This is a genomic window from Pseudomonas sp. NY15435, assembly GCF_048068295.1.
Classification (GTDB): domain Bacteria; phylum Pseudomonadota; class Gammaproteobacteria; order Pseudomonadales; family Pseudomonadaceae; genus Pseudomonas.
The window spans coordinates 23,200-35,664 of the sequence record NZ_JBLUQA010000011.1 but is presented as its reverse complement, the minus strand read 5'-3'; the positions used below and the strand labels follow the sequence as shown (position 1 = coordinate 35,664).

The 12,465-nt window shown below is 64.7% G+C and carries 10 protein-coding genes; 1 reads left to right on the top strand and 9 read right to left on the bottom strand.

Annotated elements, in window-relative coordinates; translation table 11 throughout:
- Positions 1–12 precede the first annotated feature (12 nt).
- On the top strand, positions 13–987 hold the full coding sequence (locus ACNFH5_RS23215; RefSeq protein WP_416750063.1) for a GlxA family transcriptional regulator: 975 nt from the start codon (positions 13–15) through the stop codon (positions 985–987).
- Positions 988–1,029: 42 nt separating this feature from the next.
- On the opposite strand, the gene pgi is transcribed toward ACNFH5_RS23215, so the two are convergent.
- From pgi to ACNFH5_RS23170, 9 genes are all read right to left on the bottom strand, one after another.
- Positions 1,030–2,694 carry a glucose-6-phosphate isomerase gene (gene pgi / locus ACNFH5_RS23210; protein ID WP_416750061.1) on the bottom strand — a complete coding sequence of 555 codons (1,665 nt, stop codon included), beginning with the start codon at positions 2,692–2,694 and terminating at the stop codon, positions 1,030–1,032.
- Positions 2,695–2,781: 87 nt separating this feature from the next.
- On the bottom strand, positions 2,782–3,162 hold the full coding sequence (gene panD / locus ACNFH5_RS23205; RefSeq protein WP_045216800.1) for an aspartate 1-decarboxylase: 381 nt from the start codon (positions 3,160–3,162) through the stop codon (positions 2,782–2,784).
- Positions 3,163–3,285: 123 nt separating this feature from the next.
- Complete coding sequence (gene panC, locus ACNFH5_RS23200; RefSeq protein WP_416750058.1) at positions 3,286–4,137, bottom strand: pantoate--beta-alanine ligase; 852 nt, start codon at positions 4,135–4,137, stop codon at positions 3,286–3,288.
- Entirely contained in the window at positions 4,137–4,934 is a 798-nt protein-coding gene (gene panB / locus ACNFH5_RS23195; RefSeq protein WP_416750056.1) for a 3-methyl-2-oxobutanoate hydroxymethyltransferase, read from the bottom strand. The genes panC and panB overlap by 1 nt, the downstream gene beginning before the upstream one ends.
- Positions 4,935–5,075: 141 nt before the next feature.
- Positions 5,076–5,561, bottom strand: a complete 486-nt coding sequence (gene folK / locus ACNFH5_RS23190) for a 2-amino-4-hydroxy-6-hydroxymethyldihydropteridine diphosphokinase (RefSeq protein WP_416750054.1) — start codon at positions 5,559–5,561, stop codon at positions 5,076–5,078.
- Positions 5,558–6,967 carry a polynucleotide adenylyltransferase PcnB gene (locus ACNFH5_RS23185; RefSeq protein ID WP_416750052.1) on the bottom strand — a complete coding sequence of 470 codons (1,410 nt, stop codon included), beginning with the start codon at positions 6,965–6,967 and terminating at the stop codon, positions 5,558–5,560. Before ACNFH5_RS23185 ends, folK begins: the two co-directional genes overlap by 4 nt.
- A 762-nt stretch (positions 6,968–7,729) precedes the next feature.
- A complete protein-coding gene (locus tag ACNFH5_RS23180; protein ID WP_416750050.1) occupies positions 7,730–9,166 on the bottom strand; it encodes a sigma-54-dependent transcriptional regulator in 1,437 nt (478 codons plus the stop codon).
- Positions 9,167–9,192: 26 nt separating this feature from the next.
- Positions 9,193–12,144, bottom strand: coding sequence for a sensor histidine kinase (locus ACNFH5_RS23175; protein ID WP_416750048.1), 2,952 nt, complete (start codon positions 12,142–12,144; stop codon positions 9,193–9,195).
- Positions 12,128–12,304 carry a hypothetical protein gene (locus tag ACNFH5_RS23170; protein WP_015478907.1) on the bottom strand — a complete coding sequence of 59 codons (177 nt, stop codon included), beginning with the start codon at positions 12,302–12,304 and terminating at the stop codon, positions 12,128–12,130. The genes ACNFH5_RS23175 and ACNFH5_RS23170 overlap by 17 nt, the downstream gene beginning before the upstream one ends.
- Positions 12,305–12,465 lie beyond the last annotated feature (161 nt).

The window sequence follows — 12,465 nt, the reverse complement described above, 5'->3', positions numbered from 1 at the left end:
GGGAAAATGCTGATGAGAGCTCCCCACCGCGTTCTGTTGCTGGTCTTCGCTGACTTTCAGCTGCTCGACGCCACCGGGCCGGCCGATGTATTCGCGGCGGTGGACGAGCATCTGCCGGCGGCCGCCAGGCCTGCGTATCGGCTTGAGGCGATTTCGCCTGATGGCGGACTGGTCCGCTCCAGCACTGGACTGGAGCTCTACACCGGCGCCTTGCCTGGGCCACAGCAGGCGGCCGGATGCACCGTACTGGTCGCGGGAGGCCATGGGGTGCAGACGGCCATGCAGAAAGGCGAAATCGCACGCTGGCTGGCGCAGGTCGCGCCCTACGCCGCGCGCTGTGCTTCGGTGTGCACCGGCGCCTTCCTGCTGGCGCAGGCCGGGCTGCTGGAGGGGCGCCCGGTCGTTACCCACTGGCGTTACGCCGAACTGTTACAGCGGTTGTTTCCTCGCTTGCAGGTAATGCACGACGCTTTGTTTGTACGTGACGAGAAGTTCTACAGCTCCGCCGGCGTTACCGCCGGGATGGACCTGTGCCTGAGCCTGCTGGAGGAAGACCACGGCCGTGACCTTTCGCTGCGGGTTGCCCGTGGGCTGGTGATGTACCTGCGTCGCCCTGGCGGGCAGCGCCAGTTCAGCACTGAGTTGCTGGCGCAGCAGACAACGCCGGGCGGGCAGATGGAGCGCCTGGTGGAATGGCTGCGGGAACGGCTGGAGCAGGCGCTGGACGTCGAGGTGATGGCCGCGCGGATGGCCATGTCATCGCGCACATTGCATCGGCATTGCCAGTCGGAAATGGGCATGACGCCTGCGAAACTGCTGCTGGAGTTGCGTCTGGAGAGGGCCTGCCAGTTGCTGGAGGCGGGAGAGGCGTCGCTCAAACGCGTGGCACAGCACGCGGGCTTTGGCAGCGAGTACAACTTGCGGCGCGCTTTCGTGCAGGCACTGGGCGTAACGCCTGGAGAGTATCGGCAGCGTTTCTGCCGCTAGCGCACGAACGGATGCGCTGGCGCGCATCCGTTCGCTTTACCGTCAGCCGCGGTGACGACCGCGGAAGAAGTCGATCAGGCCCTGGGTGGAGCCATCCTCGGCGGCGCTTTCCTCGCTGCCGACCAGGCGGCCATAGACGGCCTTGCCCAGCTCCTTGCCCAGTTCCACACCCCACTGGTCGAAGGCATTGATGCCCCAGAGGATGCTCTGCACGTAGACCTTGTGCTCGTACATGGCGATCAGCGCGCCCAGGCGACGGGCGCTGATGCGCTCCAGCACCAGGGTATTGCTCGGGCGGTTGCCCGGAATCACCTTGTGCGGTGCCAGGCGCTGCACTTCGGCTTCGTCCACGCCCTTGGCACGCAGCTCGGCCTCGGCCTCGGCGCGGCTCTTGCCGACCATCAGCGCCTGGCTTTGCGACAGGCAGTTGGCGTACAGCCATTGGTGGTGGTCGGCCACCGGGTTGTAGCTGGAGACCGGGACGATGAAGTCCGCCGGGATCAGGTGGGTGCCCTGGTGCAGCAACTGGTGGTAAGCATGCTGGCCGTTGCAGCCTACGCCGCCCCAGATGACCGGGCCCGTGCCAGCGGATACCGGGGTGCCGTCCTGGCGCACGCTCTTGCCGTTGGACTCCATGTCCAGTTGCTGCAGGTGGTCGGTGATGTTCCGCAGGTAGTAGTCGTACGGCAGGATCGCGTGGCTGCGAGAGCCCCAGAAGTCGCCGTACCAGACTCCGAGCAGGCCCAGCAGCACCGGGATGTTCTTCTCGAACGGCGAGGTCAGGAAGTGCTGGTCCATGCTGTACGCGCCGGACAGCAGCTCCTTGAAGTTGTTGATACCCACCGACATGGCGATCGGAAGACCGATGGCCGACCACAGCGAGTAGCGGCCGCCGACCCAGTCCCACATGGGGAAGACGTTTTCCGGGCGAATGCCGAAGGCGGAAGCGGCTTCCTTGTTGCTGGAAACGGCGATGAAGTGACGGTACAGCTCCGCCTCGGTGCCGCCCTGGGCCAGATACCAGGCGCGCGCGGCCTGGGCGTTCTTCAGGGTTTCCAGGGTGCCGAAGGATTTCGACGAGACGATGAACAGCGTGGTCTCGGCGTTGAGCTTGGCGGTCATTTCGCGGAATTCGCTGCCGTCGATGTTCGCCAGGTAGTGGCAACGCACGCCTTTCTGGGCGAAGGGCAGCAGCGCCTCGGAGACCAACTGCGGGCCGAGGAAAGAGCCACCGATGCCGATGTTCACCACATCGGTGATCGGCTTTTCGGTGTAACCGCGCCACAGACCGTTGTGCACGGCGGCGACCAGCTCGGTCATCTGGTGCAGAACACGGTGCACCTCGGGCATCACATCGACGCCATCGACCATCACCTTGTCGCCGATGGGGCGGCGCAGTGCGGTGTGCAGCACCGGGCGTCGCTCGGAGGCGTTGATCACGTCGCCACGGAACATCGACTGGATGGCTTCGCCCAGCTTCGCCTCGTGCGCAAGCTTCACCAGCAGGTCGAGGGTGTCCTGGCGGATCAGGTTCTTCGAGAAGTCGAGGAACAGGCCGCAGGCGCTGAGGGAGAAACGCTTGAAGCGCTCTGGGTCCTCGGCGAATGCCTCGCGCATGGTGAAGTTCTGCAGATCCTGGCGGTGGGCGGCCAATGCCTGCCAACTAGCCAGTCGGGTGGCATCCAGCGGGTTGAGGTGGTGTTCCATGACGTACCTTCGGGTAAGACGTGCGTGTTTGAACTTTTGGCTCTTGACCTTGAGAAAAGCCCGGTTGTTCCGGGCTTTCACGTCGGTTCAGGCGAGCTGAACCGGGATGGCATTGCTGGTGTGGCTGAGTTCGTTGCCCGGCGCCATGTACAGCATGCGCGGCTTGTAGCCTTCCAGTTCGGCGTCGCTGAACTGAGCGTACGCGCAGATGATCACCCGGTCACCCACCTTGGCCTTGTGGGCGGCGGCGCCGTTGACGGAAATCATCCGCGAACCCTCCTCGCCACGGATGGCGTAGGTGGTGAAGCGCTCGCCGTTGTCGACGTTGTAGATCTGGATCTGTTCGTACTCGCGGATGCCCGCGAGATCGAGCCATTCGCCATCGATGGCGCAGGAGCCTTCATAGTCGAGCACGGCGTGGGTGACTTCGGCGCGGTGCAGTTTGGCTTTGAGCATGATGCTCTGCATGACGTGGCTCCTGTTTTTCTTCTGGTCGCGGAGGGCGGGGCGAGTATGCCCGAGCACCCGAGGTCGCTCAAGGCGGCGACTGGCGCGGCTTCGAGGCGAAAATTCGGGTGTCGGACGGGGAATTCAGTCGATGTGGAAGGCGAGGTTGTCGATCAGCCGGGTGGTGCCGAGGAAGGCGGCGACCAGGATCACCAACTGATGGTCTTGCGCCGTGGCCGGGCGCAGGCCGGCGGATTCGCGAGCCTCAAGGTAATCGATGCGCAGGCCGGCCGCTTCGATCTGCCGGCTGCCCTCGGCCAATAGTGCAGGGAAGTCGCGTTCGCCCTGGCGGATGCGCTCGGCCAACTGCTTCAGCGTGCGCTGCAGCACCGGCGCAATGGCGCGCTGCTCGTCTGTGAGATAACCGTTGCGCGACGACAGCGCCAGGCCATCCTCCGCACGCACGGTGGGTTCGCCGAAGATCTGGATCGGCAGGTTCAGGTCGCGCACCAGCTTGCGGATCACCGCAAGCTGCTGGAAGTCCTTCTCGCCGAACAACGCCATGTCGGGCTGGACCATGTTGAACAGCTTGCAGACCACGGTGGCAACGCCATCGAAGTGCCCCGGACGGCTGCCGCCGCACAGGCCCTCGGAGACGCCGGTAACGTGCAGCCTGGTCTGGCCCTCCATGCCGTCGGGGTACATCTCCTCGACGGTGGGGGCGAATAGCAGGTGGCAGCCGGCGTTGAGCAGCTTCTCCTGGTCCGCCGCCAGGGTGCGGGGGTACTTGTCGAGGTCTTCGCTGGGGCCGAATTGCAGCGGGTTGACGAAGATGCTCGCCACCACGAAATCGGCGCGCTGGCTGGCCTTGGTCACCAGCGCGGCGTGGCCGGCGTGCAGGTTACCCATGGTCGGTACCAGCGCGACGCGCTTGCCTTCGCTACGCGCGCGCGCCACTGCGGCGCGCAGCTCGCGGACTGTCTTGACTGTATTCATCAGGCGAAACCGTGCTCCGGGCCGGGGAAGGTGCCGTCCTTGACTGCCTTCACATAGGCGGCGAAGGCAGACTGGATGTCGGGCTGGCCTTCGAGGAAGTTCTTCACGAACTTCGGCGAACGGCCGGACAGCGACAGGCCGAGCATGTCGTGCATCACCAGCACCTGGCCGTCGGTGCCGCTACCTGCGCCAATGCCGATGACCGGAATCTTCACCGCTTCGGTGATTTCCTTCGCCAGGGCAGACGGCACGCATTCCAGCAGCAGCACGGCAGCGCCGGCCTGCTCCAGGGCAATGGCGTCGGCGCGCAGTTGCCGTGCCTGGTTTTCCTGGCGGCCCTGAACCTTGAAGCCGCCGAACAGGTTGACGGCCTGCGGGGTGAGGCCCAGGTGCGCGCACACCGGGATGCCCATCTGGGCCAGGCGGATGATCGGCTCGGCGAGCCAGGCGCCGCCTTCGAGCTTGACCATGTGGGCGCCGGCCTGCATGACCTTCACCGAGTCTCGCAGCAACTGGTCCAGCGAGGTGCCGGACTCGAACGGCAGATCGGTGACGATAAACGCGCCCTTGTTACCGCGTTTGACCGCGGCTGTGTGGTAGGCCATGTCTTCGACGGTCACCGGCAGCGTGCTGTCGTGACCTTGCAGCACCATACCCAGGGAGTCACCGATCAGCAGCATTTCGGCACCGGCAAGACTGGCGGTGTGGGCGAAAGTGGCATCGTAAGCGGTCAGCATCGCGATCTTTTCGCCGCTTTGCTTGAGACCTTGCAGGGTGGTCAGGGTGACATCAGGCATGAAAGTGTCCTCGGTTCTGCGCCGGGCAGGGGCAAACGGGGCCCTATAGTCCGGATCGAAAAAGGCTAAGTCAATTGCAGGTGTTACCGGACTGTTACGGCGTTACTGCCAGTGCGCCCCACGCCTGGGGCGCAGCATGCCTCAGGACAGGCGTTCGAGGCCGCTGAACGGACAGGCGGCGAGCAGCTCGGGCAGGCTGCGTCCGTCAGGGAAGCGCAGTTGCGGGGCGAGGTCCGCCAGGGGGTAAAGCACGAACGCGCGAGCGTGCATGTGGTAGTGCGGCACGCACAGGCGCGGCTCGTCGATCAGGCGATCGCCGAACAGCAGGATGTCGAGGTCCAGGGTACGTGGCCCCCAGCGCTCGTCCTTGCGTACGCGCCCTTGTTCCAGCTCGATGGTCTGCAGGGCATCCAGCAGAGCGAGCGGCTCCAGGTCGGTATCCAGCGCCGCCACGGCGTTGACGTAACGCGGCTGGTCCGGCGGGCCCAGCGGGTCGCTGGCGTAGAGGGGGGAAACCACCGCCACCTTGGTGGCGGGGATCTGCGACAGCGCCTTCAGCGCCGCTTCCAGCTGCTGGCGCGGCTCGGCGAGGTTGCTGCCGAGCCCGATGTACACGCGTTCGCTCATTCGCTGCTGGCGCCTTCGGTGCGCGGGCCGCGACGACGACGGTTGCTGCCGCCACGGCGGCGTTTGCGTGGTGCGGCGGCGCCGCCTTCTTCCTGCTGGCTGGCCAGGTTGCGGATCATGCCGCGGCGTTCCCCGTCGCTGGCTTCCTGATAGTCGGTCCACCAGTCGCCGAGGCCACCGGTTTCCTCGCCGGCGCTCTCGCGCAGCAGCAGGAAGTCGTAGCCGGCGCGGAAGCGCGGGTTTTCCAGCAACAGATCGGCCTTCTTGCCCTGGCGGCGCGGCAGGCGCTCCTGCATGTCCCAGATCTCGCGGATCGGAATGGTGAAACGCTTGGGCACCGCCGTACGGCGGCACTGCTCGAGGATCAGCTCGTGAGCGGCTTCCTGCATCGCCGGGATTGGCGGCATGCCGCGGTCCTGCAGCTTCAGTACGCGGGCGGGTAGCGCCGGCCAGAGCAGCGCGGCGAACAGGAAGGCCGGGGTAACCGGCTTGCCCAGCCGAATGCGCTCGTCGGTGTTGGCCAGGGCCTGGCGCATCAGCTTGCCGGCGTACTCCGGGTCTTCCTTCAGCGCCTTGGCGCTCGCCGGGAACAGCGGGGCGAACAGGTCGTACTCGTTGAGCAGTTCGAAGGTGCGCTCGGCCTTGCCGCTGAGGAGCAGCTTGAGCACTTCGTCGAACAGGCGCGCGGAGGGAATCTCGTTGAGCAGCGGCGCCAGGCGGCGGATCGGCGCGGCGCTGTGTTTCTCGATCTCGAAGTCCAGCTTGGCCGCGAAGCGCACAGCCCGCAGCATGCGCACCGGGTCTTCGAGGTAGCGCTGCTCCGGGTCGCCGATCAGGCGGATCAGGCGATTGCGGATATCGCGCACGCCGTGGGCGTAGTCGAGGATGCGTTCGCCGGTGACATCGAAATACAGGGCGTTGATGGTGAAGTCGCGGCGCTGAGCGTCGTCTTCCAGGGTGCCATAGACGTTGTCACGCAGGATGCGACCGGCTTCGTTGCGGGAAGCATGGGCGTTATCGGTGTCGTCGTCTTCGGTGACCGGATGGTTGGCGCGGAAAGTGGCGACCTCGATGATCTCGCGGCCGAAGTGGACGTGGACCAGTTTGAAACGGCGACCGATCACCCGCGCGTTGCGGAATTCTGCACGCACCTGCTCGGGGGTGGCGCTGGTGGCCACGTCGAAGTCCTTGGGGGGAATGCCCAGCAGCGGGTCACGTACGCCGCCGCCGACGATGTACGCCTGGTAGCCGGCCTTGGTCAGGCGCTCCACGACGTTCACCGCGTTCCTGCTGAACTGTTCCCGCCGCAGCGAGTGCTGATGATTGCCAACGACTTCCGGAGTAGTGCGGACAGCGCGCGGACGGCGCAGTGGGGATCGGATGGACTGGATCAGCTTTTTCAGCATGTGTGCACTATCGGGAATAGGTGTATGGATGGCATACGCAGGTCTCGGCAAGCCGCCTGATTACGGCGTTTCCTGGAGGATAGCGGGTGTCTGCCGCTGCCTTGAAACAAATGGCAGCAAATCGAATGCCGTCTGCGCCGCGGCGATTCTAGCATCGTGGGGTGTGATGATGAAGAAAACTGAAGAAAGGGACTTGCGGGGAGAGAGCGGGAGGGTGTAGCGAAAGCTACTGGGGGAGCCGAGGCTCCCCCCCAAATAGGTGCGTGCTTTGTTTTTATTATGTTTACCGGGCTTGTTGTTTTTGTTTGTAGACCCGTCCCTCGAAGCTACCTGCTTCGGGGAACCTTCCACACATGGAAGGTTTCAATAGCAAACGGATTGCTTTGGTCGCTGAGTGAGCAATGATCTTTCGATCCAACCAGTTTTGCGTGCTGTCTCAAGACAGTTTTATACTTCTTGACTGGTTGCGGGACTGGTCCCGACGGCTACCCTTCTCCAAAAGAATCAGTTAGCTGCGCCTCCGCGATCTTGTTTTTGTTGTGCTGGAGTCGTTTCGTCTTGTTTTTATTGTGAGTGGTCGTGCTTGTTATTGTTGTTGTGCCAATAACAAAGCAGATGCCGTGCCAACTTTTGCGAATCCTTATTTTTCAAGGGTTTGCGAGGATCTGTCGTTGATCGATAGGCACAAAAAAGCCGGGTTCCCGTTACCGATGAACCCGGCTTTTGTTACGGAGCATGTCTCCGGTAACAGTGGGGGCGCTCCTAGGAGTCAGCCGACGCCCCGGATTTGCGGCGCGGAATCCCCAGGCGCTGACGACGTTCCCACAGGCATTTCCGGCTGATACCCAGCTTGCGGGCCAACTCGGTCTCGGTCATGTGGTCCTGATGCTCGAGGACGAAGTGCTGGAAGTAGTCCTCCAGCGACAGATCCTCCGTGGGCTCGTGGTTGCTGGCGCTGCCGTTGGTCGGGCGCAGGTCGCCGTCATCGCCGAAGTCGTCTTCCAGGTCATCCAGTTCGATGTCGATGCCCAGCAGGTCGGCGGGGATTTCCTGGCCTTCGCTGAGGATGACCGCGCGCTCGATGGCGTTCTCCAGTTCACGCACGTTACCCGGCCACGGGTAGTGGCGGATGGCTTGTTCGGCTTCGTGGGAGAAGGTCAGCGCCGGGCGCCCCATCTGGGAGCACTGGCGCGCCAGGAAGGAGCGGGCGATTTCCATGACGTCTGGACCGCGCTCGCGCAGGGGCGGGAGCTTCAGCGAGATGACGTGCAGGCGGTAGTAGAGGTCTTCGCGGAACTGGCCGGTCTTGGCCAGCATCTTCAGGTCGCGGTGGGTAGCGGCGATCAGGCGTACGTCGACCTTCTGCGACTGTACCGAGCCAACCCGGCGGATTTCACCTTCCTGCAGTACGCGCAGCAGGCGCGCCTGGGCTTCGAGCGGCAGTTCGCCGATCTCGTCGAGGAACAGGGTGCCACCGTCGGCCGCCTCCACCAGGCCCGCACGGCCGGCGCTGGCGCCAGTGAACGCGCCTTTCTCGTGGCCGAACAGTTCGGACTCGATCAGGGTTTCCGGGATCGCGGCGCAGTTCACCGAGATCAGCGGCGCCTTGGTGCGCTTGGACAGGTTGTGCAGCGCGCGGGCGACCAGTTCCTTGCCGGTACCGGATTCACCCTGGATCAGCACATTGGAGTCGGTGGGCGCGACCTTGCGGATCTTGGTGTAGAGCTCCTGCATCGGCGCACAGGAACCGATGATGCCGATGTCGCCGTCCACGGGGGCGGTGTTACCGCTGCTACGTTCGGCGCCCTTGGCGTTACCGCGGGCTTCGGCGGGGGCGTTACGGTTCTCCTGGCGATCCTTGAGGATGCGCGCCACGGCCTGGAGCATTTCGTCGTGGTCGAATGGCTTGGCGATATAGTCCACCGCGCCCATCTTCATCGAATCCACCGCCGAGCGCAGGCTGGCGTAGCTGGTCATGATCAGCACGGGGGTGCCCTGGGCCAGCTTGATCAGTTCGGTGCCGGGCGCGCCGGGTAGGCGCAGATCACTGACGATCATGTCGAACGACGGGATGCTGTAGCGCTCCTGCGCTTCCTGCACCGAGCCAGCTTCGCTGACCTGGTACTGGTTGCGCTCGAGCAATCGTCGCAGGGCGGAACGGATGATGGTTTCGTCTTCGACGATGAGGATATGTGCCATGTATTCAGCTCTCTCGACGTGCTCGTTTACTGCTCGGCCGTCGGGCCAGGATGCCGCGGCAAGGTGACGCTGATGCGGGTTCCGCATTCGCGTTCCGGGTCTGCCGGGCTGTCTATGGTGATTTGCCCATAATGCTCTTCCACGATCGAATAGACCAGAGCGAGCCCCAGGCCGGTTCCTTTGCCCGGGTCCTTGGTGGTGAAGAAGGGCTCGAACAGGCGGTCGATGATCGACTTGGGTATTCCGCTGCCTTCGTCTTCAACGATCAGGTCGATGGTCTGCTCGGAAGCTTCGGTGCGCACGCGGATCGCGCCATTGGGCGGGGAGGCGTCGCGGGCGTTGGACAGCAGGTTGATCAGTACCTGCGCAAGACGTTGCGAGTCGCCTTCCACCCAGTGTTCCGGATCGCACAGGTTGAAGAACTGCACATCGACGCTGCGCTTGTTCAGCGACAGCAGGCCGATGGCTTCCTGGGCGACGTCCGCGAGGCACACCGGCTCGGCCGCGACCTGCTTGCCGCCGGCATGGGCGAAACTCATCAGTGACTGCACGATGCGCGAGACGCGCTTGGTCTGCTCGAGGATCTGGCCGCTGATCTCGGTCAGCTCGCCATCGCCTTCGCGTTCTTCCCGCAGGTTCTGCGCCAGGCAGGCGATGCCGGTGATGGGGTTGCCGATCTCGTGGGCCACGCCGGCGGCCAGGCGACCGATGGAGGCCAGGCGTTCGGAATGGATCAGCTTGTCTTCCAGCGACTGGGTTTCGGTGAGGTCTTCGACCAGCAGCACCAGGCCGCTGTTACCGGGCAGGAGGGGCTCCTCGATCGCCGCCTTGTGCAGGTTCAGCCAGCGGGTCTGACCTTCGATGGAGAGGCGCTGCTTGTGCAGGTGCTCGTCGGGGGCGTCGATGAAACCTTCCAGCAGGCCGCGCCACGGGTCGGGCAGGGCGGCCAGGCGCGAGCCGACCACGCGCTGTGCGCTGACGCCGGTGAGCTCCTCGATGGCGCGGTTCCACATGAGGATTTCCTGGTCCTTGGCCAGCGAGCACACGCCCATCGGCAGGTCCTGCAGGGTCTGGCGGTGGTAGCGACGCAGGGTATCGAGTTCGGCGGCAAGGCCGGTTAGGCGGGAGTGGTAGTCCTCCAGGCGGCTCTCGATGAAGTGGATGTCCTCGGTGACGTAGGCTTCGCTGCTGGCCTTGTAGGGCAGGAAGGTTTCCACCATGTCCTGTGCCACGCTGGGGCCCATCAGGCCGGAGAGGTTGGCCTCGATGCGGTCGCGCAGACGGCGCAGGGCGTAGGGGCGGCGTTCGTCGAAGGGCAGGTGCAGGTCGCGCAGGGCCTGTTCCACTTCGCGCTGGGCGGTCTTCGCGCCGAGCGGCTTGGCCAGCTGGCTGGCGAACTCCTGCGGGGACACGGCGATCAGCTCGCGGCGCTGTGGGCGGCGCACGTTGTCGACGGCACAGGCCTCGGCGGCGCCTTTCTCTTCATCGCTGGCTTCGGTGAACAGCGAGACCAGGGTGAACACCAGCACGTTGGCCGCCAGCGAGGCGAGCGCTGCGAGGTGCCAGGTGGTGTCGTCGAGCACATACAGTGAGTTGAACAGCGGCAGGTAGATACTCTGCATGTTCGCGATCAGCGGGGTAAGCATGGTCGCGCCCCACACCAGCATGCCCGCCACCAGGCCGGCGATGAAGCCGCGGCGGTTGGCGGTCGGCCAGTAGAGCACGGCCAGCGCGCCGGGGAGGAACTGCAGGGTGGCGACGAAGGAGACTATCCCCAGGTTGGACAGGTCCTGCTCGGCGCCCAGCAGCAGGTAGAAGGCATAGCCGGCCATGATGATCGCGGCGATCAGCGCGCGGCGGGTCCATTTCAGCCAGCGGTAGATGTTGCCTTCGGCCGGTGGCTGGTAGAGCGGCAACACCAGGTGGTTGAGCACCATGCCCGAGAGCGCCAGGGTCATCACGATGATCAGGCCGCTGGCGGCGGAGATGCCGCCAACGAAGGCGGTCAGCGCCAGGGCCGGGCTGTCCACCGAGATGCCCAGGCCGAGGGTGAAGTATTCCGGGTTGGTCGAGGCGCCCAGGTGCAGGCCGGCCCAGAGGATCGGCGGCACCGCCAGGCTCATGGGCAGCAGGAACAGCGGCAGGCCCCAACTGGCGCTGAGCAGCGCGCGCGGGTTGAGGTTCTCGGTGAAGGTCATGTGGAACATGTGCGGCATGACGATGGCCGAGGCGAAGAACACCAGCAGCAGCGTGCGCCACGGCCCTTCGGCCAGCGGCGTGTGCAGGGTGCTCAGGGCTTCCTGGTTCTGCAGCAGCCAGACTTCCAGGCCGTCCGGGCCGCCGAACACGCCATAGAGGGCGAACAGGCCGATGGAGCAGAGCGCCACCAGTTTCACCAGCGATTCGAAGGCAATCGCCATCACCAGCCCTTCGTGGCGCTCGCGGGTGGCGATGTGCCGTGCGCCGAAGAGGATGGCGAACAGCGTGATCAACGCGCAGAAGGCCAGCGCCGCGCGGTTGGGCTCGGATTCGCGGGTGAGGATGCTGATCGAGTCGGTCACCGCCTGGATCTGCAACGCCAGCATCGGCAGCACGCCGATCAGCATGAATAGCGTGGTCAGTGCGCCGGCCCAGGTACTGCGGAAGCGGAAGGCGAACAGGTCGGCCAGCGACGATAGCTGATAGGCCCGCGTGATCCGCAGGATCGGATAGAGCAGCACCGGCGCGAGCAGGAAGGCGCCGGAGACACCCAGGTAGATCGCCAGGAAGCCGTAGCCGTACTGATAGGCCAGCCCAACCGTGCCATAGAAGGCCCAGGCGCTGGCGTAGACGCCGAGCGACAGGGTGTAGATCAGCGGATGGCGCACCAGCCGGCGCGGAATGAAGCCGCGCTCGGTGATCCAGGCGACACCGAAAAGGACCATCAGGTAAGAGGCGCTGATCAGGATCAGCTGGGTGAGGCTAAAGCTCGTCAGCATCGCGCTGGCTCTGCAGGATGAAGGTGACGACGATCAGGATCAGCCACAGCAGATACGGGCGGTACCAGGCGCCGTGGGGATCGATCCACCAGTCCATGATGGCCGGTGAGAACAGGTAGATGCCCACGACCAGGAGCAACACCAGTCGGTAGATGTACATGTCGTCTCTCTCTTGGTTCGGCGGGCAGGCTACCTGTGCGCACCGTCGCCGGCAAGCTGGCGCCCCTTGCCGAAGGGCAGGCAGACCTTATAGGAGCGAGCTTGCTCGCGAACAACTTAGAAGCGGGCGTCAGGTTCGCGAGCAAGGGCTAGGCGCCCCCC